At 69.6% G+C, this 21,472-nt stretch carries 17 protein-coding genes; 2 read left to right on the top strand and 15 right to left on the bottom strand.

Going from position 1 to position 21,472, the window contains the following annotated elements:
- Nucleotides 1–268 precede the first annotated feature (268 nt).
- Nucleotides 269–1,489 (top strand): Cmx/CmrA family chloramphenicol efflux MFS transporter, encoded by a 1,221-nt coding sequence (locus tag BK819_RS13675; protein ID WP_071329631.1) that lies wholly within the window; start codon nucleotides 269–271, stop codon nucleotides 1,487–1,489.
- Nucleotides 1,490–1,603: 114 nt separating this feature from the next.
- Here the strand turns inward: BK819_RS13675 and BK819_RS13670 are convergent, their stop codons facing one another.
- The 7 genes from BK819_RS13670 to rsmA all read right to left on the bottom strand — a co-directional run bounded on the left by BK819_RS13670 (nucleotide 1,604) and on the right by rsmA (nucleotide 9,843).
- Nucleotides 1,604–2,722: a sugar-binding protein gene (locus BK819_RS13670; RefSeq protein ID WP_071329630.1), complete on the bottom strand. Its 1,119-nt coding sequence runs from the start codon at nucleotides 2,720–2,722 to the stop codon at nucleotides 1,604–1,606.
- Between the two features lie 59 nt (nucleotides 2,723–2,781).
- Complete coding sequence (gene mmsB, locus BK819_RS13665; RefSeq protein WP_071329629.1) at nucleotides 2,782–4,152, bottom strand: multiple monosaccharide ABC transporter permease; 1,371 nt, start codon at nucleotides 4,150–4,152, stop codon at nucleotides 2,782–2,784.
- Complete coding sequence (mmsA, locus tag BK819_RS13660) at nucleotides 4,149–5,669, bottom strand: multiple monosaccharide ABC transporter ATP-binding protein (RefSeq protein ID WP_071329729.1); 1,521 nt, start codon at nucleotides 5,667–5,669, stop codon at nucleotides 4,149–4,151. Before mmsA ends, mmsB begins: the two co-directional genes overlap by 4 nt.
- Before the next feature lie 153 nt (nucleotides 5,670–5,822).
- On the bottom strand, nucleotides 5,823–6,836 hold the full coding sequence (locus BK819_RS13655) for a LacI family DNA-binding transcriptional regulator (RefSeq protein ID WP_083391805.1): 1,014 nt from the start codon (nucleotides 6,834–6,836) through the stop codon (nucleotides 5,823–5,825).
- 120 nt (nucleotides 6,837–6,956) lie between these two features.
- Nucleotides 6,957–7,889 carry a 4-(cytidine 5'-diphospho)-2-C-methyl-D-erythritol kinase gene (locus tag BK819_RS13650; protein ID WP_071329627.1) on the bottom strand — a complete coding sequence of 311 codons (933 nt, stop codon included), beginning with the start codon at nucleotides 7,887–7,889 and terminating at the stop codon, nucleotides 6,957–6,959.
- 7 nt (nucleotides 7,890–7,896) lie between these two features.
- On the bottom strand, nucleotides 7,897–8,964 hold the full coding sequence (mgrA, locus tag BK819_RS13645; protein WP_060922917.1) for an L-glyceraldehyde 3-phosphate reductase: 1,068 nt from the start codon (nucleotides 8,962–8,964) through the stop codon (nucleotides 7,897–7,899).
- Nucleotides 8,965–8,973: 9 nt separating this feature from the next.
- Complete coding sequence (rsmA, locus tag BK819_RS13640; protein WP_071329626.1) at nucleotides 8,974–9,843, bottom strand: 16S rRNA (adenine(1518)-N(6)/adenine(1519)-N(6))-dimethyltransferase RsmA; 870 nt, start codon at nucleotides 9,841–9,843, stop codon at nucleotides 8,974–8,976.
- Nucleotides 9,844–9,870: 27 nt separating this feature from the next.
- On the opposite strand from rsmA, the gene BK819_RS13635 reads away from it, so the two are divergent.
- A complete protein-coding gene (locus tag BK819_RS13635; protein ID WP_071329625.1) occupies nucleotides 9,871–11,139 on the top strand; it encodes an MFS transporter in 1,269 nt (422 codons plus the stop codon).
- On the opposite strand, the gene BK819_RS13630 is transcribed toward BK819_RS13635, so the two are convergent.
- The 8 genes from BK819_RS13630 to BK819_RS13595 form a co-directional block, all read right to left on the bottom strand.
- Nucleotides 11,136–12,014, bottom strand: coding sequence for a TatD family hydrolase (locus tag BK819_RS13630; protein WP_071329624.1), 879 nt, complete (start codon nucleotides 12,012–12,014; stop codon nucleotides 11,136–11,138). The genes BK819_RS13635 and BK819_RS13630 overlap by 4 nt on opposite strands.
- A gap of 17 nt (nucleotides 12,015–12,031) precedes the next feature.
- On the bottom strand, nucleotides 12,032–13,609 hold the full coding sequence (metG, locus tag BK819_RS13625; RefSeq protein WP_071329623.1) for a methionine--tRNA ligase: 1,578 nt from the start codon (nucleotides 13,607–13,609) through the stop codon (nucleotides 12,032–12,034).
- 49 nt (nucleotides 13,610–13,658) lie between these two features.
- The gene (locus BK819_RS13620; RefSeq protein ID WP_071329622.1) at nucleotides 13,659–14,828 is read right to left on the bottom strand and encodes a glycoside hydrolase family 1 protein; all 1,170 of its coding nucleotides are present in this window, start codon (nucleotides 14,826–14,828) and stop codon (nucleotides 13,659–13,661) included.
- Nucleotides 14,829–14,867: 39 nt separating this feature from the next.
- Nucleotides 14,868–16,568 (bottom strand): ABC transporter ATP-binding protein, encoded by a 1,701-nt coding sequence (locus BK819_RS13615; RefSeq protein WP_071329621.1) that lies wholly within the window; start codon nucleotides 16,566–16,568, stop codon nucleotides 14,868–14,870.
- 5 nt (nucleotides 16,569–16,573) lie between these two features.
- Complete coding sequence (locus BK819_RS13610) at nucleotides 16,574–17,506, bottom strand: ABC transporter permease (RefSeq protein ID WP_071329620.1); 933 nt, start codon at nucleotides 17,504–17,506, stop codon at nucleotides 16,574–16,576.
- Nucleotides 17,503–18,483: an ABC transporter permease gene (locus BK819_RS13605; RefSeq protein ID WP_071329619.1), complete on the bottom strand. Its 981-nt coding sequence runs from the start codon at nucleotides 18,481–18,483 to the stop codon at nucleotides 17,503–17,505. The genes BK819_RS13610 and BK819_RS13605 overlap by 4 nt, the downstream gene beginning before the upstream one ends.
- Nucleotides 18,480–20,144, bottom strand: a complete 1,665-nt coding sequence (locus tag BK819_RS13600) for an ABC transporter substrate-binding protein (protein ID WP_071329618.1) — start codon at nucleotides 20,142–20,144, stop codon at nucleotides 18,480–18,482. Before BK819_RS13600 ends, BK819_RS13605 begins: the two co-directional genes overlap by 4 nt.
- 155 nt (nucleotides 20,145–20,299) lie before the next feature.
- Nucleotides 20,300–21,394 (bottom strand): LacI family DNA-binding transcriptional regulator, encoded by a 1,095-nt coding sequence (locus BK819_RS13595; protein ID WP_083391804.1) that lies wholly within the window; start codon nucleotides 21,392–21,394, stop codon nucleotides 20,300–20,302.
- Between the last annotated feature and the right edge of the window lie 78 nt (nucleotides 21,395–21,472).

Genomic DNA, 21,472 nt, shown 5'->3' with positions numbered 1-21,472 from the left:
CACGCCTGCACACCGATCACGCCTGCACACCGATCACGCCTGCACACCGATCACGCAGGTACACCGATCACGCAGGCACACCGGTCAGCCGTAGGGTGGAGGGCATGTCGAGTCCCGAATCAGACAGGTCGGGGGCTGCCGGTCACACCGTCAGCCCCGTGAACCGCTGATCCCTTCGTCCGTCCTGTCGGCGGGCGCGCGCCGGTGACCCGGGCGCTGACCGTGGTGACGAGAAGCACTCCTCTTCCCTCTCACTTCGGAGCACTCGATGCCTCTCCCCCTCTATGCCCTTGCCCTGGCGGTCTTCGTCATGGGCACCTCCGAGTTCATGCTCGCGGGACTCCTCCCCGCGATCGCGGACGACCTCGACGTCGCGGTCGGCACGGCCGGGCTTCTCACCTCGGGCTTCGCCGTCGGCATGGTCGTGGGCGCCCCCGCCCTGGCCGCCTTCGCGCGCGGCTGGCCGCCACGTCGCACGCTCATCGCCTGCCTCGTGCTCTTCGCCGGATGCCACGTCGTCGGCGCGGCCACCTCCGCATTCGAGCTCCTGCTCGTCACGCGCGTGCTCAGCGCCCTCGCGAACGCCGGCTTCCTCGCCGTCGCACTCCGCACGGTCGCTCTCCTCGTCCCCGCCGAACGCACCGGCCGCGGTCTCGCGGTGCTGCTCTCCGGCACGACGATCGCCACCGTGGTCGGCGTCCCGGCCGGGGCGGTGCTCGGCGCCGCGCTCAGCTGGCGCGCCACCTTCGCCGCCGTCGCACTCCTCTGTCTCCCCGCACTGCTCGGAATCCTCCGAGGCGTGCCGACGACGATCCGGGGCGCGGCGCACGTCCGACCCCGGTCGGTGCCAGGGTCGGCACCAGGCACGGCGCCGGCTCCGACACCGCTCCCCGGGCCCGCGCCGTCTCTGCGTGCGGAGCTCGCGCTCCTGAGGACACCGCGTCTCGCCGTCGCGATGAGCCTGGCGGCCCTGGTGAACGCGGGGACCTTCGCGGTCTTCACGTTCCTCGCGCCGGTCATCACCGAAGTCGCGGGCCTCCCCGACGCTGCGGTCCCCCTCGCGCTGGTCCTGTTCGGCTGCGGGTCGTTCCTCGGCGTGACCATCGCGGGTCGGTTCGCCGACCACCACGCCGGGATGCTGCTCGCGGTCGCCGGGCCACTTCTCCTGGGCGGCTGGATCCTGTGGGCGGCGGTCTTGCCCCGTCCCGTCGCCCTTCTCGCCCTTGTCTTCGTGCAGGGCGTGCTGTCCTTCGCGGTCGGCAGCACACTGATCGCCCGCGTGCTGAACGCCGCGTCCGGCGCCCCGACCATGGGAGGGTCCTACGCGACCGCGGCCCTGAACATCGGCGCCGTGATCGGGCCGGCGGCGGGAGCGTGGATCCTCGCGAGCGGGGCGGGCCCGCTCTCCCCCGTCGCCCTCGCGGCCACGCTGACGGCGGCGGCGCTCCTCCTCGCCCTGGCGATGCGGCGATGGCGGCCCGTCGGCTGACGGCAAGACGGGGACGCGCGGCAACGGCGACGAGCCGCCCGGACCCGAAGGTCCGGACGGCTCGTCGTGTCGTTGTCCGTCGTTCGCGGGGAACGGGGACGGTCTCGCTCGTCCTTACTCGTAGGACTTCACGATCTCAAGGAGGCTCGGGACGTTGGCGTAGGCCTCGGCCGCGTTCTCCTTGGTCACGATGACCGGCGGGAGCAGGTAGGCCGGGACGACCTTCTTGCCGTTGTCGTACTGGTCGGTGTCGTTGACGTCGACCTCGTCGCCCTTCTGAAGCTGACCGACCATCTTGATGGCCTGCTCCACGAGCAGCGTGGTGTCCTTGTTGATCGTGGAGTACTGCACGCCCTCCATGATCGACTTCACCGACTCGACCTCGGAGTCCTGACCGGTGACCACCGGGACGGGCTTGCCGGCCTGCTGCGCCGAAGTGATGATGGCGCGGGCGAGAGTGTCGTTCGGGGACAGGACGCCGTCGAGGGTCTCCGAGCCGTAGCTCGACGTGAGGATCGAATCCATGCGGCGCTGGGCGTTCTCCGGCTTCCAGCCCTCGGTCGCCGTCTGGGAGATCTCGGTCTGCCCGGAGACGACGTTCAGCGTGCCTTCGTCGATCTTCGGCTGCAGCACCTCCATCGCCCCGTTGAAGAACACCGCCGAGTTGGCGTCGTCCGGCGATCCCGAGAACAGCTCGATGTTGTACGGCGCCTCGTGACCCGCGCGCTCCGCGAGGCCGTCGAGCAGCGCCTGGCCCTGGAGCTTGCCGACCTCGAAGTTGTCGAAGGCGACGTAGTAGTCCACGGCGTCGGTGTTCTCGATGAGACGGTCGTAGGCGATGACCGCGACACCGGCGTCGCGCGCGGCCTCCACCTGCGTGGTGAGCTGCTTGCCGTCCTTGGCGCCGATGATGATGACCTTGGCGCCGCCGGTGACCATCGCCTGGATCTGGTTCTGCTGCTCGGCGACCGTGTTGCTGGCGGGCGCGTACTGCACGTCCGCCTTGAAGCCGGCCTTCTCGAGGCCGTCGGTGAACAGCTGACCGGCCAGGACCCAGTTCTCCGAGGTCTTGTCCGGCAGAGCGACACCGATCGTGGAGCCGGCGTCGAAGCCCGAGGCGGTCTCCTCGCCCGACCCCGAACCCGAGTCACCGCCGCGCTCCGAGGAGCAGCCGGTGAGGGCGAATGCGCCCGCGACGACAAGCGCTGTCGCCGACAGAAGGATCTTCTTCATGTGATCTCTTTCTCTGGTGTGTGCAGGTCCCGTCGCGCCTGCGTTGCGCGACGCGGCCCTTACTTTCCGCGCGTCTCCTCGACGGCGGGGGCTTCGTACTTCTGACTGGTGGGGTAGTTCGTCTTCGTGGGATCGAACGTGTCGGTGGCCGGATCCTGCGTGCGGCCGAGACGGCGCGTGAGGAAGCCGATGATCGACGGACGACCCTGCTGCTTGTTCCACACGTCGACGCCGACGGCGAAGAGGAGCACGAGGCCCTTGATCATCGAGACGACGTCGGCACCGGCGCCGAGCAGCGCGAGTCCGTTGTTCAGGAACGCCATCACGAGACCACCGATGATCGACCCGATCACGGTGCCGATGCCGCCGGAGACGGCCGCGCCGCCGATGAAGACGGAGGCGATCGCGTCGAGCTCCCACCCGTTGCCGTCCTGCGGACCCGAGGCGGTCGCCCTGGCGACGTAGATCATGCCGGCGAGCGAGGCCAGGACCGACATGTTCATCATCACGAAGAAGTCGACCCAGCGGTCCTTCACGCCCGAGAGGCGCGCGGCCTGGCGGTTGCCGCCGACCGCGTAGATGTGACGGCCGAAGACGGTGTTGTTCGTGATGAACGAGTAGAGGATGACGAGAGCGAGGAGGATGACGCCCGAGATCGGGAAGCTCGTGCCCTCGCGCCCCGTGGCGAACAGCCAGCCGGCGACGAGGATGACGGCCGAGATGAGGACCACCTTCGTCACGCTCACCCACAGCGGCGCCATGTCGGAGCCCATCTTGCGCTGGATGCGCCGGGTGCGGATCTCCCAGAACACGATCCACGCGACGCCGGCGAGCGCCAGCAGCATGGTCGGGATGTTGAACGGAAGCGGCAGGGCGATCTCCGGCAGGTAGCCGGCGCCGATGATCTTGAAGCCCTCCGGCACGGGCACCGACTGCGAGTCGCCCACCGCCTGGTTCGCACCGCGGAAGAACAGCATGCCGGCCAACGTCACGATGAACGCCGGCACCCCGACGTAGGCGACCCAGAAGCCCTGCCAGGCGCCGACGAGCACGCCGACACCGAGACCGAGGAGGATGCCCAGCGGCCAGGGGAGGTTCCAGTCCTGCATGGCCTTCGCCACGACGATGCCCGTGAACGCGGCGACGGATCCGACCGAGAGGTCGATGTGCCCCATGATGATGACCATCACCATGCCGATGGCCAGGATCAGGATGTACGAGTACTGGTTGACGACGTTGATCAGGTTGCCGGAGGACAGCGTGAGACCGGTGCCCTTGAAGATCCACGTCAGCACCTGGAAGACGACGAGGATGACGACGAGGCTGCCGAGGATGCCGAACTGACGGAGGGTCGACTGCCCTCCCCCGAACATCTTCGTGATGTCCTTGAAGTGGAAGCCGCGCTTCGCGGTGGTCGAGTCGGTGGTCATGCGGATGCTTTCTGGGTCGCGGAGGTCATGCTGCGCATGAGGTCTTCGGGGGTCGCCTGGTCGGCCGGGATGCAGTCGGTGACCCGGCCTTCGAACACGGTGTAGATGCGGTCGGAGATGCCGAGCAGCTCGGGCAGCTCGCTGGAGATCACGATCACGCCCTTGCCCTGGGCGGCGAGCTCGTTGATGATCGCGTAGATCTCGTACTTGGCGCCGACGTCGATACCGCGCGTGGGCTCGTCGAGGATCAGCAGGTCGGGGTCCGTGAACATCCACTTCGCCAGCACGACCTTCTGCTGATTGCCGCCGGAGAGCTTACCCACGCCCTCCTCGACCGATGGAGTCTTGATGCGCAGCGCCTTGCGATAGCGCTCCGCCACCGAGAACTCCTCGCGGGCGTCGACGACGCCGTTGTGCGCGATCTTGGAGAGCTTCGCCGCGACGATGGACCGCTTGATGGTGTCGAGCAGGTTGAGCCCGAGCACCTTGCGGTCCTCGCTCACGTAGGCGAGGCCGTGCTTGATCGCGGCGGCGACGTCGGGGAGCTCGATCTCCTGGCCGTCCTTCACGAGCGTGCCGGAGAGGAACGTGCCGTAGGAGCGGCCGAAGATGCTCATCGCGAGCTCAGTGCGGCCGGCCCCCATGAGGCCGGCGATACCCACCACCTCGCCGCGGCGGACGTTGATGCTCGACCCCTTCACGACCATGCGCTCCGGGACGGTCGGGTGCTGCACCCACCAGTCCTTGACCTCGAAGAACACCTCGCCGATCTCCGGCGTGCGGTCCGGGTAGCGGCTCTCCAGCGACCGGCCGACCATGCCGCGGATGATGCGGTCCTCGTTGATCTCGCCGCGGGAGATGTCCAGCGTCTCCACCGTGCGGCCGTCGCGGATGATCGTGATCTCGTCGGCGATCTGCTCGATCTCGTTGAGCTTGTGGCTGATCATGATCGACGCGATGCCCTTGGCCTTGAGCCCGAGGATGAGGTCGAGGAGGTGCTGCGAGTCGTTCTCGTTGAGCGCGGCGGTGGGCTCGTCGAGGATGAGCAGCTTGACGTCCTTGTTCAGCGCCTTGGCGATCTCGATGAGCTGCTGCTTGCCGACGCCGAGGGTCTTGATCGGCACGTCCGGATCCTCGTCGAGGCCGACGCGGGCGAGGAGCTCGATCGTGCGCTCCTTCTGCGCCTGCCAGTCGATGCGGCCGAAGCGGCGGATCTCGTTGCCGAGGAAGATGTTCTCGGTGACGGACAGCTCCGGGATGAGCGCGAGCTCCTGGTGGATGATGACGATGCCCGCCTGCTCGCTGGCCGCGATGTCCTTGAAGCGCTGCTCCTGGCCGTACAGGAGGATCTCGCCGTCGTACGTGCCGTACGGGTACACCCCCGAGAGGACCTTCATCAGCGTCGACTTCCCGGCGCCGTTCTCGCCGCAGATCGCGTGGATCTCGCCGGCGCGGACGGTGATCGAGACGTCGGCGAGCGCCTTGACTCCCGGGAACTCCTTGGTGATGCGGCGCATCTCCAGGATCGGGCCTGACACGGTCGGCAACGTTGCTGTGGTGCTCACGGATCTTCCTCGCGACGTGCGGTCACCTTCGATGTGACCGTTCACATCGGTATATCGTCGTCTTCCACGGGAGCGGTGTCAAGTCCGCGGCGTGTTTTCGTGTCGCTACCGTGATGCAGCGGATTCGCGCGCCCGAAGGAGGGTCTGCAGCGGGCCGAATGCGGGGGTCTCCTCGCCGCGGATCTCGGCGAGGAGGATGCGCACGGCGCGTCGTCCGAGCTCGGGGAAGTCCTGGTGCACCGTGCTCAGCGTCGGCGCCACGTGCGCCGCGACCGGGATGTCGTCGAACCCGATCACGCTCACGTCGTGCGGCACGCGCACTCCGGCATCGCGGAAGCCGTGCAGCAGCCCGATCGCCATGAGATCGTTCGCCGCGAACACCGCCGTGAAGTCGCGCCGCAGCGAGAGCTCCTTGCCGGCGAAGTAGCCGAAGTCGGCCGTCCAGTCCCCGCGGATCGGCGGGAACGTCGGCAGGTCGGCGTCGCGGAGCGCATCCAGATACCCGCGCATCCGGGACTCCGCCTCGATCCAGTCCTGCGGCCCGGCGAGGTGGAGGATGTCGCTGTGGCCCAGCGCGATCAGGTGCTCGGTCGCCGCCTTCGCCCCTGCCACCTGGTCGGCGGAGAGGCTGACGCCGTCTGAGCCGGAGGCGGTCTGCAGGGTCACGAAGGGCATCGTGACGTTCATGCCGCGCAGGACATGGAAGACCCGCACCTGCGGGGCGAGCACGACGATGCCGTCCACCTGCTCGCGCTCAAGCTGGCGCACGGCGTTGCCGATCGCCTCCGGAGTGGTCGCGGGGAGGTTGAGCGTGGAGACGGAGTACCCCTCCTCGCGCGCCGCGTCCTCGATGCCGGCGATGGACGACGTCGGCCCGAACTCGCCGATCGTCGCCGAGAGGATGCCGAGCACGTTCGACTTGCTCGTCACGAGCGCACGCGCCGCCAGATTGGGGCGGTAGTCGAGCACGGCGATCGCGTCGAGCACCTTCGCCTTGGTCTCCGGGCGGATGCTGGGATGGTCGTTGAGCACCCGGGAGACGGTCTGATGCGAGACGCCGGCGAGGCGGGCGACGTCGCGGATGCTCGGCATGCGGGCACGCTCGGAGGAGGTGGACATCCAGCCTCCTCGCGTGTGCACGGTCACATGACTACTTCATTATGTCTGCGATGACCCGCTGGATGCACCTCGACCGCGCGCACGCTCCTCGCCGCTCGGATGCGAGGGGAGCGGGCAGGTTCAGCCGATGATGCGGGCTCCGGGGACGGCGCCGTGCACGTGCAGCGGATCGAGGCCACCCTCGCGGAGGGCCGTCTGCACCGCCTGCGCGGACTCGGGATCCGCGCAGAGGAGGGCCACGGTCGGCCCGGAACCGGACACGAGGCCGTGCAGCGCACCGGCCGCGATCCCGCGTTCGATGGTCTGCGCCAGATCCGGTCGCAGGTCGAGCGCGGCCGCCTGAAGGTCGTTGTGGAGTGCGTCGGCGAGCTGCCAGGCGTCTCCGGTGCGCAGCGCCTGCAGCACCGGGATCGGCACGTCCAGCGAGAGCGGCGGATCGTCGGCGAGCGCCCCCTCCTCCTCGCGCAGCTCGTCGAGCCGGGTATACACAGCGGGCGTGGACAGCCCCTCATCGCTGGTCACCAGCAGCCAGTCGAAGCGGCCGCGGGCGAGAGCCGGGTTCAGCTGATCGCCACGGCCGGTGCCGACGGCAGTGCCGCCATGCAGCGCGAAGGGGACATCGGCACCGAGCCGGGCCGCGAGATCGTGCAAGCGCGCCGCGGAGAGTCCCGTGCCCCAGAGGGCGTCGCAGGCGACCAGGGCGGCCGCGGCATCCGCGGAACCCCCGCCCATACCGCCGGCGACGGGAACGCTCTTGCGGATCTGCAGCGCCACCCCGCCGGGGTGATCCGTCGCCGTCGCCAGCAGCTTGGCGGCCCGCATCGCGAGGTTCCGGTCGTCGAGCGGCACCGAGCCGTCGTCCTCCACCCCGGTCACCGTGATCGAGAAGTCGTCGGCGTCCCTGGCGATCACGTCCTCATACAGCGACACCGCCTGGAAGACCGTCGCGAGGGCGTGGTAGCCGTCGTCATGGCGCCCGCCGACACCGAGGTAGACGTTGATCTTCCCCGGCGCGCGCACGTGCACGGACCCGGAGGACGCGGCGAGGCTCATGAGCGGATCACAGGTCCGACGAGGTCGCCCACAGGTTGACGTCGATGGCGCCCGCGAGCTCGTCGATGCGGCGGAGCTCCTCGTCGGTGAACGCGGGACCGTCGAGCGCGGCGAGGTTCTCGTCGAGCTGCTCCGTACGCGACGCGCCGATGAGCGCCGAGGCGACGACCGGGGTGCGCAGCGTCCACTGCAGCGCGAGCTGCGCGAGCGACTGCCCGCGACCCTGCGCGACCTCGTTCAGCGCACGGAGCGTCTCGACGGCCTCGTCGGTCAGCTTGCCCTTCGGCAGCGAACCCCGCTGCTGCGCGCGCTCGGCCGTGCCGTCGCCGAGGTACTTGTCGGTGAGGAGGCCCTGGGCGAGCGGGGTGAAGGCGATGGCGCCGAGGCCCGACTCCTCCAGGGTCTGCGTGAGGCCGTCCTCGATCCAGCGGTTCAGGATCGAGTAGGCCGGCTGGTGGATGACGAGCGGCGTCCCCAGCTCCTTCGCCACGGCCACGGCCTCGGCCGTGCGCTCCGCGCTGTAGGAGGAGATGCCGACGTACAGCGCCTTGCCCTGGCGGACCAGGGTGTCCAGCGCCCCGACGGTCTCGGCGATCGGGGTGACCGGGTCGACGCGGTGCGAGTAGAAGATGTCGACGTAGTCCAGCCCCATGCGGGTGAGCGACTGCTCGGCGCTCGCGAGGATGTACTTCCGGCTCGCGTAGTCGCCGTACGGTCCGGGCCACATGTCCCAGCCGGCCTTCGACGAGATGATCAGCTCGTCGCGGTAGGGACGCAGGTCCTCGGCGAAGATGCGGCCGAAGTTCTTCTCGGCCGAGCCGTACGGCGGGCCGTAGTTGTTCGCCAGGTCGAAGTGCGTGATCCCGTTGTCGAACGCGTGACGCAGGAGCGCCCGCTGGTTGTCGAGCGGGATGTTGTCGCCGAAGTTCCACCAGAGCCCGAGCGAGATCGGGGGCAGGTACAGGCCGGAGGCGCCGACCTGACGGTAGGCGAACCGTCCGTAGCGGCCCTCGTCGGCAGCGTACGGGCGGTGCAGTTCGGGGACGTCGGGGCGGAAGCGGGGGGAGTCGGTCACCGTGCCAGATTAGCCGCTGACGCCCGAACCCTCGATCGCCGTTGCGTGCTGGGCGATCCGCTGGTAGTCGTCGACCGTGAGGTCCTCCCCGCGGGCGGTCGGAGCGACGCCGGCGGCGGTCAGCACCTCGGTCGCCGCGGCGGAGCTGCCGAAGAGGCCGGAGAGGGCCTGTCGCAGCATCTTGCGTCGCTGGTTGAAGGCCGCGTCGACGATGGCGAATGTGCGCCGGCGCTCCTCGATCGGGCCGCGCTCGCCCTCGGAGCGGTCGAAGCCGACGAGGAGGCTGTCCACGTTCGGCACCGGCCAGAAGACCTGGCGGGAGACGTTGCCGGTGAGCTTCCAGTCGCCGTACCAGGCGGCCTTGACGCTGGGCGAGCCGTAGATCTTCGAGCCCGGCTTCGCGGCGAGGCGCTCGGCCACCTCCGCCTGCACCATCACGACGCCCCGCTGCAGGTAGGGGAAGGTCTCCAGGAAGTGCAGCAGGACGGGCACGGACACGTTGTACGGCAGGTTCGCGACGAGGACGGTCGGCTCCCCCGGCAGCTCCGTGACGCGGAGCGCATCGGCGTCGACCACCGTCAGCATCCCCTCCGGCACGCCGTGCTCGGCCGCGGTCTGCGGCAGGCGGGCGGCCAGGCGGTGGTCGATCTCCACGGCGGTGACCGCGGCTCCCGCCTCGAGGATCGCGAGGGTCAGCGACCCGAGTCCCGGTCCGACCTCGACCACCCGCTCCCCCGCCTGCACGCGGGCGGCCTGGACGATCTTGCGGACGGTGTTCGCGTCGACGACGAAGTTCTGTCCGAGCTTCTTGGTGGGGGTGACATCGAGCTCGGCGGCCAGACGGCGGATCTCGGTGGCCCCGAGCAAGGTGACGGTCATGCACCCATTCTCCCGTATCCTTCGGGGGTGCCCTCCCTCGGTGAACTGATCGCTCCGCGGCGCCTGGGCAGGGATTTCCGCTGGCTGCTCGCGTCGTCGTGGACGAGCAACATCGGAGACGGTGTGGCGCTGGCCGCCGCTCCCCTGCTCATCGCGTCGATGACGTCGTCGCCGATCCTCGTGGCCTCCGGCGCCATCCTGCAGTTCCTGCCATGGCTGCTCTTCGGCCTGCACGCGGGGGCCATCGCCGACCGCTTCGATCGGCGCCGCCTAGTGATGACCGCCAACGCCGTGCGCGCCGTCGTGCTCGCCGCGCTCTGCGTGTTCCTCGTGACGGGAACCGCGAACATCGGGATCGTCCTCGCCGTCGCGTTCCTCTACGGCACCGCCGAGGTCTTCGTCGACACCGCGGGGAGCACATTGCTGCCGATGCTCGTGAAGCCGGCCGACCTCGGCATCGGGAACGCGCGCCTGCAGGCCGGCTACCTCGTCGCCAACCAGTTCGCCGGGCCGCCGCTGGGCGCGTTCCTCTTCGCGGCCGGGAGCGCATGGCCGTTCCTCGTCGAGGTGCTGTGCGTGACGCTCGCGATCGTCCTCATCTCCCGCATGGCCCGCACGCCCGTCCCGCCGCGGGAGACCGAGACCCACCCGCCGGTGCACACCGACATCGCGGAGGGTCTGCGCTGGCTGTGGCGCAATCCGCCGGTGCGCATGCTCGTGCTCATCATCCTCGTCTTCAACGTGACCTGGGCCGCGCCGTGGGGCGTGCTCGTGCTCTACGCCACCGAGCACCTGCAGATGGGGCCCGTGGGCTACGGCGCGCTCACCACGGCGTCCGCGGCGGGCGGCATCCTCGCGACGCTGAGCTTCGGCTGGCTGGAACGGCACGTGTCGTTCGCGACCCTGATGCGTGTCGTCCTCTCCCTCGAGGTGCTCATGCACCTCGCGTTCGCGCTGACCACCACGGGCACGGTGGCCCTCGTCATCATGTTCTTCTTCGGGGCGTACGCCTTCGTGTGGGGCACGTTTTCCACGACCGTCCGGCAGCGGCTCGTCCCCGCTTCCCTGCAGGGGCGCGTCGCCTCGGTCAACATGGTCGGCGTCTTCGGCGGCATGATCGTCGGCCAGGCCCTCGGCGGCGTCATCGCGCAGACCTGGGGCCTGACCGCGCCCTGGTGGTTCGCGTTCGGCGGGGCGGCGATCACCCTCGTGCTGGTGTGGAAGCCCATCTCGCACATCGTCAGTGCCAAGCCGGTCGCCGAGACGGGACCGGGGGACGTCGACCCGGAGGGTTAGTCGGCGAACGAGCCGTAGACCCGGACGGTGTTCTCGGCGAGCTGCGCGGCGAGCTCGTCCACGTCCAGGTCGAGCTCGGCGGCCAGGAAGCGCACCGTGAGCGGCACGAGGTACGGCGCGTTCGGGCGGCCCCGCAGCGGGACCGGCGTGAGGAACGGCGCGTCCGTCTCGACGAGGAGGCGGTCCAGCGGGGTGACCTTCAGCGCGTCGCGCAGGTTCTGCGCGTTCTTGAACGTCACGTTCCCGGCGAACGACAGGTAGTACCCGGCGTCGGCGCACACCCGGGCCATCGCCTCGTCGCCGGAGAAGCAGTGGAACACGGTGCGCTCGGGGGCCCCGACCCGCGTCAGCGTCTCCAGCACGGCCTCGTGCGCATCCCGGTCGTGGATCTGCATCGCGATGCCGTGCTTCTTGGCGAGCGCGATGTGCGCCTCGAACGAGGCGAACTGCGGCGCACGGCGCTCCGGTCCGGTGCGGAAGAAGTCGAGCCCGGTCTCGCCGATCGCGCGCGTGCGCGGATGCGCGGCGAGCTCGTCGATCACGGCGAGCGCCTCGTCGAGGCGCCCCTCCTCGGCGTACGTCGGGGCGTCGTTCGGGTGGATGGCGACCGCGGCGAGGACCCGGGGGTCGGACGCGGCGGCCTCGACCGCCCAGCGGGACGACTCGATGTCTCCGGACGCCTGGACGACGCCGATGACGCCGACGGCCTCCGCCCGGTCGAGCTGGGTCTTGAGCGTCAAGGGCTGGTCACCATCGGCGATCTCGAGGTGCGCGTGGTTGTCGTAGACGGGCACCGCGAGGGGTTCCGGGGCCGCCGGATAGGTCCGGTCCTTGCGCCCGTCGCCCGAGCGCTCGCGCACGTAGGTCTCCGCCATGGTGTCCTGCCCGGATGTCAGGCCGTGGACTCCACGCGCGGGAACAGCGGCGCGAGGCCGTTGACGCTCGTGCCCGGCTTCAGCACACCCCAGGCACCCGCCTCGCGGATCGGCTGGTCCTGCAGCCGCCCCAGGGTCTCCGCGGCACCGAGCGCGATCCACAGCTTCTCGGTCGACTGCGGCATCATCGGCGACAGCAGCACGGCGAGCGCGCGCAGCCCCTCGGCGCACGTGTAGAGCACGGTACCCAGACGCTCGCGCTGGTCCTCGTCGCGGGCGAGCGCCCACGGCTCGTTCTCGGTGATGTACCCGTTGAGCGCGTCGACGATGGTCCAGATCGCGGAGATCGCCTCGTCGATGCGGAACTGGCCGATCGCCGCGTCCGCCTTCGTCGCGGCGTCCGAGACGATCCGCTGGATCGCGAGGTCGGCCTCGGTGTACTCGGCCGCCGGCGGCACGATGCCCTCGAAGTACTTCTCGATCATGGCGGTCGTGCGCGAGGCGAGGTTGCCGAAGCCGTTCGCGAGCTCGGCCTGGTACCGCGCGGAGAGGTCCTCCCAGGAGAACGAGCCGTCCTGACCGAACGCGATCGCGGACAGGAAGTAGAAGCGGTAGGCGTCGGAGCCGAAGACGTCGGTGATCTCGGTCGGCGCGATGCCGGTGAGCTTCGACTTCGACATCTTCTCGCCGCCCACGAGCAGCCAGCCGTGCGCGAAGACGCCCTTCGGGACGTCGAGCCCCGCCGCCATCAGCAGCGCCGGCCAGATCACGGCGTGGAAGCGCAGGATGTCCTTGCCGACGACGTGGTACGCGGGCCAGCGGCGCGCGAAGGTCTCCTCGTCGGAGCCGTAGCCGACGGCCGTGGCGTAGTTGAGCAGCGCGTCGACCCACACGTAGATGACGTGCGACTCGTCCCACGGCAGCGGGATGCCCCAGTCGAAGGTCGAGCGGGAGATCGAGAGGTCCTTGAGGCCCTGGCTCACGAACGAGACGACCTCGTTGCGCGCCGAGTCGGGCCGCACGAAGTCGGGCTCGGTCTTGTAGAGCTCGAGCAGGCGGTCCTGGAACTCGCTGAGCTTGAAGAAGTAGTTCTTCTCCTGCAGCAGCTCCAGCGGCTTGGAGTGGATGGCGCAGACCTTCAGCCCCTCAAAGGGACCCGTGCCGTCGACGATCTCGGACTCCGGCTTGAACTCCTCGCAGCCCACACAGTAGAGCGCCTCGTACTCGCCCGCGTAGATGTAGCCGCGGTCGTAGAGCCGCTGGAAGAACGTCTGCACGTTGGTCTCGTGCCGCTCCTGCGTGGTGCGGATGAAGTCGTCGTTCGCGACGTCGAGGGTCTTCAGCAGCGGGAACCAGCTCTCGCTGACGAGCTTGTCGACCCACTCCTGCGGGGTGACGCCGTTGGCGGCCGCGGCCCGCAGCATCTTCTGACCGTGCTCGTCGGTGCCCGTCAGCATCCAGGTGTCGTCGCCCGCCTGGCGGTGCCACCGTGCGAGCGTGTCGACGGCCACCGTCGTGTACCCGTGACCGATGTGCGGCACATCGGAGGGGTAGTAGATGGGCGTGGTGATGTAGAAGGAGTCGCCAGCGGGCATGGGGACAATTCTAGGTGCCCCCATGCCCGTGGTTACGCCGTGCGGCTCGTCAGAGCCCATTGCGGCGGGCGACCTCGCCGAGCCAGGCCAGCGAGGGCTTCGGGAACCGCTCGAAGGTCTCGTGGTCGAAGCCGATGAGACCGAACGTCGGCCGGAATCCACTCGCCCATTCGTAGTTGTCCAGCGCACTCCAGTGCTGGTAGGCGCGGACCTCGATGCCGTCGCTGATGGCGCGGTGCAGCCCCTCCAGTGCGCCCTGCGTGTAGGCGATGCGGCGGGTGTCGTCGGCCGTGGCGATGCCGTTCTCCGTGACGAGCACGGGGACGCCGCCGCTGCGCTCCCACGCGCTCCGGACGCCCAGCTCGAGTGCCTCGGGGAAGAACTCCCAGCCCGTGAGCGTCGTCTCCACGTCGGGCGACACCGGCAGCGGTCCCTCCGGGCCGATGAACGTGCGGGTGTAGGCCTGCACGCCCACGAAGTCGTCTCCGGCGGACTGCTCCAGGTACCAGTGGTCGCGCGGGTCGCCGTACGTCGCGAGCATCTCGTCGGCGCCGGGCTCGCCGGTGGAGTGGAAGGCCTGGGTGGCGATCGTCCAGCCCGCCTGCACCCCGGGAACCGTGTGCAGGATCTCGGACGCCCTCCGGTGGGCCGACAGCAGGGTGTCCGCGACACCGAGGTCCGGATTCGGCAGGCCGTAGGCGACGAGGTTCGCCGCGTCCTCTCCCCCGGCGAGCATCGCCGCGATGTTCGGCTCGTTGATCGTGCACACGTAGCGCACGCCGTCGAGGATCGGCAGCACGGTCTCCACGTAGCGGGAGAACAGGTCCACCGCGTCGTCGGCACGCCAGAAGCCGTCCTTCTGGAACCACTGCGGCACCGTGAAGTGCATGAGGGTGACCGTCGGGTCCAGCCCGTTCTCCCTGGCGGTGTCGATCATCCGGCGGTAGTGGTCGAGCATCGCCCGCGAGACGAACCCGCGCTCCGGCTCGATCCGCGCCCACTCGACCGAGAACCGGTAGGAGTTCAGCCCGGCCTCGGCGAGCAGCCGCATGTCCTCCGGGTAGCGGTGGAAATGGTCGGCGGCGTCACCGGAGGGCTCGACCATGGGCGAGTCGGGGGCGTGTTCCATCGCCCACCAGTTGCTCGTGGTGTTGTTGCCCTCCACCTGATGGGCGGCGGTCGCGGCGCCCCAGAGGAAGCCGTCGGGGAATGCGAGCACGGATGCGCTCCTCTCTCTTTCTTGCAGTCGTTCGGCGCGTCAGCGGGCGCGGGCGGGGTTCGGCACGGCGTCGAGCAGTTCGACCGTGTACGGGTCCTCCGGATGCTGCAGCACCTGGGAGGTCTCGCCCCGCTCGACGACGCGGCCGCTGTTGAGCACGAGGATGTTCTCGGTGACGAGCCGCGCGCTCAGCAGATCGTGGGTGATGTAGAGCATGCTGATGCCCCACCGTTCGCGGAGGTCCTCCAGCAGCGCAAGCACGCCGGCGCGGAGCGACACGTCGAGCATCGACACCGGCTCGTCCGCGATGAGCACCTGCGGGTCGCTCGCGAGCGCCCTGGCGATCACCACGCGCTGCCGCTGCCCGCCGGAGAGCTGGTGCGGCAGCTTGGCGGCGAACTGCTCGACGGGCGTCAGGCCCACCGTCTCCAGCAGTTCGAGCACCCGGGCCCTGGCCTCCGCTCCGCGCAGCCTCGTGTAGTTCACGACCGGACGGGTCAGCGCGTACTCGACGGTGTGCAGCGGGTTCAGGGCCGCGTACGGATCCTGGAACACCATCTGCACGTCCTTGCGGAGGTCGCGGAGTCCTCGGCGCTTCAAGGACGCCACATCGGTGTCGCCGAAGCGGATGCGGCCGGAGGTCGGCTTCTCGACGCCGGTGAGCATCTTCGCGATCGTCGACTTGCCCGAGCCGGAGGCACCGACCAGCGCCAGCGCCTCCCCCGGCTCCAGGCGGAAGGACACGTCGTCGACCGCGACGACCGAGTCCTGACCGCGGCGCGGTGCCGGATAGCGCTTGGTCACGCCCTCCACCACGATCGCGGCGTCGGCCCGCCGGGCGTCCCGCGGCGACACGGTCGGCAGGGTCTCGGTGACGTCCGTACGGCTGCGTCCCTCCCGGCGACGGGTGCCGAGATCGACGAACCCGGGGATCTCGATCTTCTCGGCGCGCGGGTCGGCGTAGTGGCTCAGCAGCATCCGGGTGTACTCGTCCTGCGGGCGGTGCAGGATGTCCTGGCTGCGGGCGTCCTCCACGATGCGGCCCTCGTGCATGACCATCACCCGGTCGGTCGCCTCGAGGACGATCCCGAGGTCGTGGCTGATGAGGATCGCCGTGAAGCGCTCGGACCGCTGCAGCTCCTGGATCGTGTCCATGACCGCGTGCTGGACGAGCACGTCGAGCGCGGTGGTGGGCTCGTCGAACACCATCAGCTGGGGCTCGAGCGAGAGGGCGAGGGCGATCGAGGCGCGCTGCCGCATGCCGCCGGAGAGCTCCCCGGGGTACCGGTCGAGCACCTCCGGCTTCAGCCCCACCTTGCCGACGAGCTCCCGCGCCCTGGCCTGGCGCTGCTCGGCGGGCACATGACCGTGCGCGGCGAAGATGTCGCGGAAGTGGTTGCCCACGGTCCGCACAGGGTTCAGCGCGTTCATGCCGGACTGCAGCACCATCGCGAAGCCGCCCTGGCGCTGACGCCGCAGCTCCTCGGCATCGAGCTCGCGGATGTCGCGGCCGTCGAAGAGGATGCGTCCGCCGCTGATGCGCGCCGGCGGCTTCTGCAGCCGCGTCAGCGCGAAGCCCAGCGTGGACTTGCCCGACCCGGACTCGCCGACGAGCCCGACGAACTCGCCGCGCCGCAGCGCGAACGACACGTCGCGCACCGCCGGCACCGGTTCCTGCCCCGGGGAGGCGTACTCCACGGACAGCGACTGGACGTCGAGGAGGATGTCGTCGTGCTCCATGGCGCTCATCGGCCCTTCCCTTCGCGCAGGCGCGGATTGGAGATGCCGTCCACGCCGAAGTTGATGAGTGTGAGGCTCAGGGCGAGCAGTGCGATGCACAGACCGGGCGCGAACAGCAGCAGCCACTGTCCGGTGAGCAGGGAGTTGGAGTTCTGCGCCCAGTAGAGCATCGTGCCCCAGCTGACGATGCTGGAGTCGCCGAGGCCGAGGAACTCCAGCCCCGCCTCGGCGAGGATCGCCGCCGTCGCCGCCCCGAAGAGGGTGCCGGCGATGATCGACGTCATGTTCGGCAGGATCTCGCGGAAGACGATCCGCGCCCTGCTGTCGCCGGAGAACTGCGCCGAGGTGACGAAGTCGTTGCCGCGGAGGGACTGGGTCTGGCTGCGCAGCACGCGCGCACCCCACGCCCAGCCGGTCACGACGATCACGGCGATGATCATGAGGATGCCGCCGTTCTGCAGGTAGGCCGCGATTACGATCATCAGCGGCAGGCCGGGGATCACGAGGAACAGGTTGACGATGAACCCGACGACCTCGCCCGCGAACCCGCGCATGTAGCCCCAGCTCAGACCGATCAGCACGGCCACGACCGTGGAGAGCAGCCCGGCCGCGAAACCAACGAGGAGGCTGACCTGGGCGCCGTAGATGAGCTGGCTGAGCACGTCCTCCCCGGCCGCGGTCGTGCCGAGCCAGTGCTCCCACGAGGCGTCGGCGTTGCGCGGGAACCCGTTCTCCTTCGGCCCGTACGGAGCCAGGAGCGGGGCGAACACGGCGACGAGCACGAAGAACGCGAGGAGGCAGAGGCCGATGCGGGCCTTGCCGTTGGACCACAGGGTGCCGACCATCCGGCCGAAGGCGCGCCAGGGGCTGGGCGCCGCGATGCGGGCGGTGGGGACCTTGACGGTCATGGTGCTGGGGGTGGGGTTCGGGGTCGTCATCGGCGAGTCCTCGGGTCGAGAACCCCGTAGAGGATGTCCACGAGGAAGTTGGCGATGAGCACGCTCACGGTGATCATCAGGAAGAGCGCCTGCATGAGCGGGTAGTCCTGCCCGATCACGGCGTTGAACAGCAGGTAGCCGATGCCCGGATATCCGAACACCTGCTCGACGAGGATCGAGCCGCCCACCACGCCGCCGAGCGTGAGCCCGAAGCCGGTCAGGTTCGGCAGGATCGCGTTGCGGGCCGCGTAACGGAGGGCGATCGTGCGACCGCGGAGGCCGTTCGCCTCGCCGAAGGTGATGTAGTCCTCACCGAGCGTGTTGATCATCGCGTTGCGCATGCCGATGATCCAGCCGCCGAGGGAGGTGAGCAGGATCGTCAGCGCCGGCAGGAACGCGTGCCGGACGAGGTCGACGATGAAGTCCCCGGTGAATCCCGGGGTGGTCGTCGCCGAGTAGGCGCCGGTGGTCGGGAACCAGTGCAGCACGTAGCCGAGGAAGAACAGCAGCAGCAGCGCCGTCCAGAAGTACGGGAACGTGCTGAGGAACGACCCGGTCAGCGTCGGCAGGGAGTCCAGCCAGGTGCCGCGCCGCCAGGCGGCCATCACACCGATGAGCGTGCCGATCACGAAGGCGAGGATCGTGACGATGCCGACGAGGCCGAGCGTGTAGGGCAACGCGGTGGAGACCATGCTCGACACGGTCTGCGGGTAGAACGTGTACGAGACGCCGAAGTCGAGCCGGACGACCTGGCCGAGGTAGGCCACGTACTGGTCCCACATCGAACCGGTCGGCACTCCGAGCTGCGCCTCGATCGCGGCGCGCGTGGCGTCCGAGACCGGACCGTTCTGGGAGAGCTTCGCGATCGCCGCGTCGGCGGGAGAGCCGGGCATGAGTCGCGGGAGGAAGAAGTTCAGGGTGATCGCGGCCCACAGGGTGAGCACGAACAGGCCGATCTTCTGGAGGACGTACTTCACTGGTCCCCTCCGTCCGTGCGCTTCAGGTGGGTGAAGATGCCCAGCGGCGCCGAGTCGTAGTTCTGCGGGATCATGTACGGATCGTCCGCGGAGGGCCAGCCGGTGAACTTCGCGTCGTTGAACAGGCCCCAGATCCCGCCGTAGTACAGGCCGATCACGGGGACCTCCTCGTACACGATGCTCTGCAGCTCGTGCACGATCTCGGTCTGGCGGTCGGGGTCGATCGTGGCGCGGTACTCCTCCAGCAGGGCGTCGGCCTCCGGGGAGCGGTAGCGCTCGAAGTTGTTGGTCGTGACCTCGCCGGCCGGCACGTAGAAGTCGCTGGAGAGCAGGCTGTTGTAGGCCTGGTACACGTCGCCGTTGCCCATGCCGCCGATCGCCATCTCGAAGTCGCCGGTGCCGATCGCGCTCTGATACCCGGCGGGCTGCGGGAGCTTGAGCGACACCGTGACGCCGACGTCCGCGAGCTGGCGCTGCACGGTCTGGGCGGCGCGCGTCCAGTCGGAGTAGCCGTTGGCGGTGGTCAGCGAGAAGGCGAGCTGCTCCCCGTCCTCGCCGACGAGCCGGTCACCCTGGAGGGTGTACCCGGACTCGGCGAACGCCGCCAGCGCGGCGTCGCGGTCCTGGGCGAGCATGCCCTGGTCCGGGATCTCCGGGTCGAGGTACTTCTCCTGGTTGGGCAGGATGAGGCCGGTCTGCCCGGCGGGCTGCATATAGCCCTCCGAGGCGGTCTCCGCGATCTCCTCCCGGTCGAGCGCGAGCGCGATGCCGCGACGGACGTTCACGTCGTCGAAGGGAGCGACCTCGAGGTTGGGCACGAGCGAGATGACGCCGCCCGGCGGGAACCACCAGGTGTTGTCGGGACTCGCCGCCCCCCAGGTGCCCTCGACGTCGGAGATGAAGGAGTAGGCCCAGTCGTAGCCGCGGGTCACGGTGTCGAGCTGGGTGTTCGTGGCCGGGAGGATGATGTGCTCGATCTCGATCTTGTCCGCCTGCCAGTAGTCCGGGTTGCGGTCCATCGAGTACTGCTGGTCGTTGTAGTTGCCGAGCACGAACGGCCCGGTGCCGACCGGCTCCTCGTTGCGCCAGGTGGCCGGGTCCTCCACGTCGGCCCACAGGTGCTCGGGCACGATCATGGTCTGCCCGAGGATCGAGAGCGACGGCGCGTCCTCGCCCTGGAGGTGGAACACCACGTCGTCGCCGTCGACCTCGATGCGGTCGATGTGCTGCCACGCGCCCTTGATGTCGAGCGAAGGCTCGTCCTTGATGAGCTGGAACGTGAAGGCCACATCCTCCGGGGTGAGGGGCTCGCCGTCGCTCCACTCCACGCCGTCGCGGACCGTCATCACGATGGTGCGGGCGTCGGGCTGGGTCCACTCGGACGCGAGCCACGGGGTGAGCTCGCCGTCGAGCGGGTTCACCAGGATGAGCGGCTCGTAGATCCACCGCGAGGCGGTCCGGGTGTTCGTGAGGTAGGGATTGAAGTTCTGCGTGAAGAACGGGTTGCCCTTGTCGGCGTTGATGAGCATCGTGTCGTCGCCGATCGAGGGGTCGGGCTGCGAGCTGATCTGGATGCTGCAGCCGCTGAGCGCGACCGCTGCGGCCGCGAGCCCCACGACGGCGGCGCGGCGCCAGCGTCGGAAGGTGTGCGTCTCTGCCACTGGATGACCTCATGTCGTCTCTGTCATGAAGGGCGCCCCGGGGGGTGGGGAGTCCTGCCGGCCGAAGCCGTACACCAGATTGTAAGCGCATACATTTTGAATCGGCAACCCCGTGGTGAGCCCGGGGTCCTCCGGGGCGGCGCGGCCGCGGCGACTCAGGAGGGGCGCGTGGAGCTCTCGCGGAGGAGGATCTGGAGCGGCAGCCGCGTGGTGAGCGGCGGGGCGTCCGGCTGCTCCAGCCGTCGCGCGAGCACCTGCACGGCCGCGCGTCCGAGCTCGATCATCGGCTGCCGGATCGTGGTCAGCGGGGGCGACACCAGCGTCGCCGCCTCGATGCCGTCGAACCCCGTGACGAGGACGTCGTCGGGCACCCGCACGCCCGCGCCCCGGAACACGTCCATGGCGCCGAGGGCCATCTGGTCGTTGGCGGCGATGAGAGCGGCGGGCACGCCGTCGTGCGCGAACTCCGCCCCCGCCCGACGCCCGGAGGCGCGGGTGAAGTCACCCCGGAGCATGCGCACCGCCGCCGGATCGCGCCCCGCCGCGGCGAGCGCGGTCGACACGCCCTCCCACCGCTGCTCGGCGTCGGGCGAGTCGGCCGGGCCCGCGAGGAACGCGATCTCCCCCTCCCCGACCTGGGACAGCACGTGGCGGGTCAGCTCCCCCATCGCCTCGACGTTGCTCACCGTGACGTGATCGTAGGCATCGCCCCGCGGCGGTCCGGACAGCACGACCACCGGGATGCGGCGGGCCAGCCGGGCGAGCACGTCGTCCGGCACGCTGCGGGCGAGCACCATGAGCCCGTCCACGCGGCCGGCCATGTCGCGGACGGTGGAGCGGTCGGGATCGTCGCGGCCGACGCCCACCATGAGCACGAACCCCTGCTTCCATGCCTCCAGCTCGGCGCCGCGGAGGACTTCATCGAGGAACAGCATCGACGAGTGCGGCGGGTCCTGGTCCTCCGACACGACCGTGAACGGCGGGCGGGCGGCGGCGGACAGCACGTCGAGGGGCGGAGCGTCCTCGGCGGCGTCGAATCCCGGGAAGTACAGCCCCAGCACCCCGGTCCGGCGCTCCGCGAGACCTCGCGCGCTCCCGCTGGGGACGTATCCCAGCGCGGAGACCGCGTCGAGCACCCGCTCGCGGGTCACCGGACGAACGGCCTCCGGCGAGCGCAGCACCCGCGACACGGTCGCGATCGACACTCCGGCGCGGTCGGCGACGTCATACACCGTCGCGGCCTTGCTCACACGGACTCCTCTCGTCGCGGTCCTGGTCCTGGTCCTGGTCCTGTCAGCGTAGGACAGTCTCCCCCTCCCCCTCCCCTC

Source organism: Microbacterium sp. LCT-H2 (assembly GCF_001866135.1).
Classification (GTDB): Bacteria; Actinomycetota; Actinomycetes; order Actinomycetales; family Microbacteriaceae; genus Microbacterium.
Note: the sequence above shows the minus strand (reverse complement) of the source record. Positions and strands in the feature narration are given on the sequence as shown.

Coding starts and splice junctions, on each gene's coding strand:
- BK819_RS13675 (WP_071329631.1), top strand. CDS start 269: ATGCCTCTCCCCCTCTATGCCCTTGCCCTGGCGGTCTTCGTCATGGGC.
- BK819_RS13670 (WP_071329630.1), bottom strand. CDS start 2,722: ATGAAGAAGATCCTTCTGTCGGCGACAGCGCTTGTCGTCGCGGGCGCA.
- mmsB (WP_071329629.1), bottom strand. CDS start 4,152: ATGACCACCGACTCGACCACCGCGAAGCGCGGCTTCCACTTCAAGGAC.
- mmsA (WP_071329729.1), bottom strand. CDS start 5,669: ATGCGCCGCATCACCAAGGAGTTCCCGGGAGTCAAGGCGCTCGCCGAC.
- BK819_RS13655 (WP_083391805.1), bottom strand. CDS start 6,836: ATGTCCACCTCCTCCGAGCGTGCCCGCATGCCGAGCATCCGCGACGTC.
- BK819_RS13650 (WP_071329627.1), bottom strand. CDS start 7,889: ATGAGCCTCGCCGCGTCCTCCGGGTCCGTGCACGTGCGCGCGCCGGGG.
- rsmA (WP_071329626.1), bottom strand. CDS start 9,843: ATGACCGTCACCTTGCTCGGGGCCACCGAGATCCGCCGTCTGGCCGCC.
- BK819_RS13630 (WP_071329624.1), bottom strand. CDS start 12,014: ATGGCGGAGACCTACGTGCGCGAGCGCTCGGGCGACGGGCGCAAGGAC.
- metG (WP_071329623.1), bottom strand. CDS start 13,609: ATGCCCGCTGGCGACTCCTTCTACATCACCACGCCCATCTACTACCCC.
- BK819_RS13615 (WP_071329621.1), bottom strand. CDS start 16,568: ATGGAGCACGACGACATCCTCCTCGACGTCCAGTCGCTGTCCGTGGAG.
- BK819_RS13610 (WP_071329620.1), bottom strand. CDS start 17,506: ATGACGACCCCGAACCCCACCCCCAGCACCATGACCGTCAAGGTCCCC.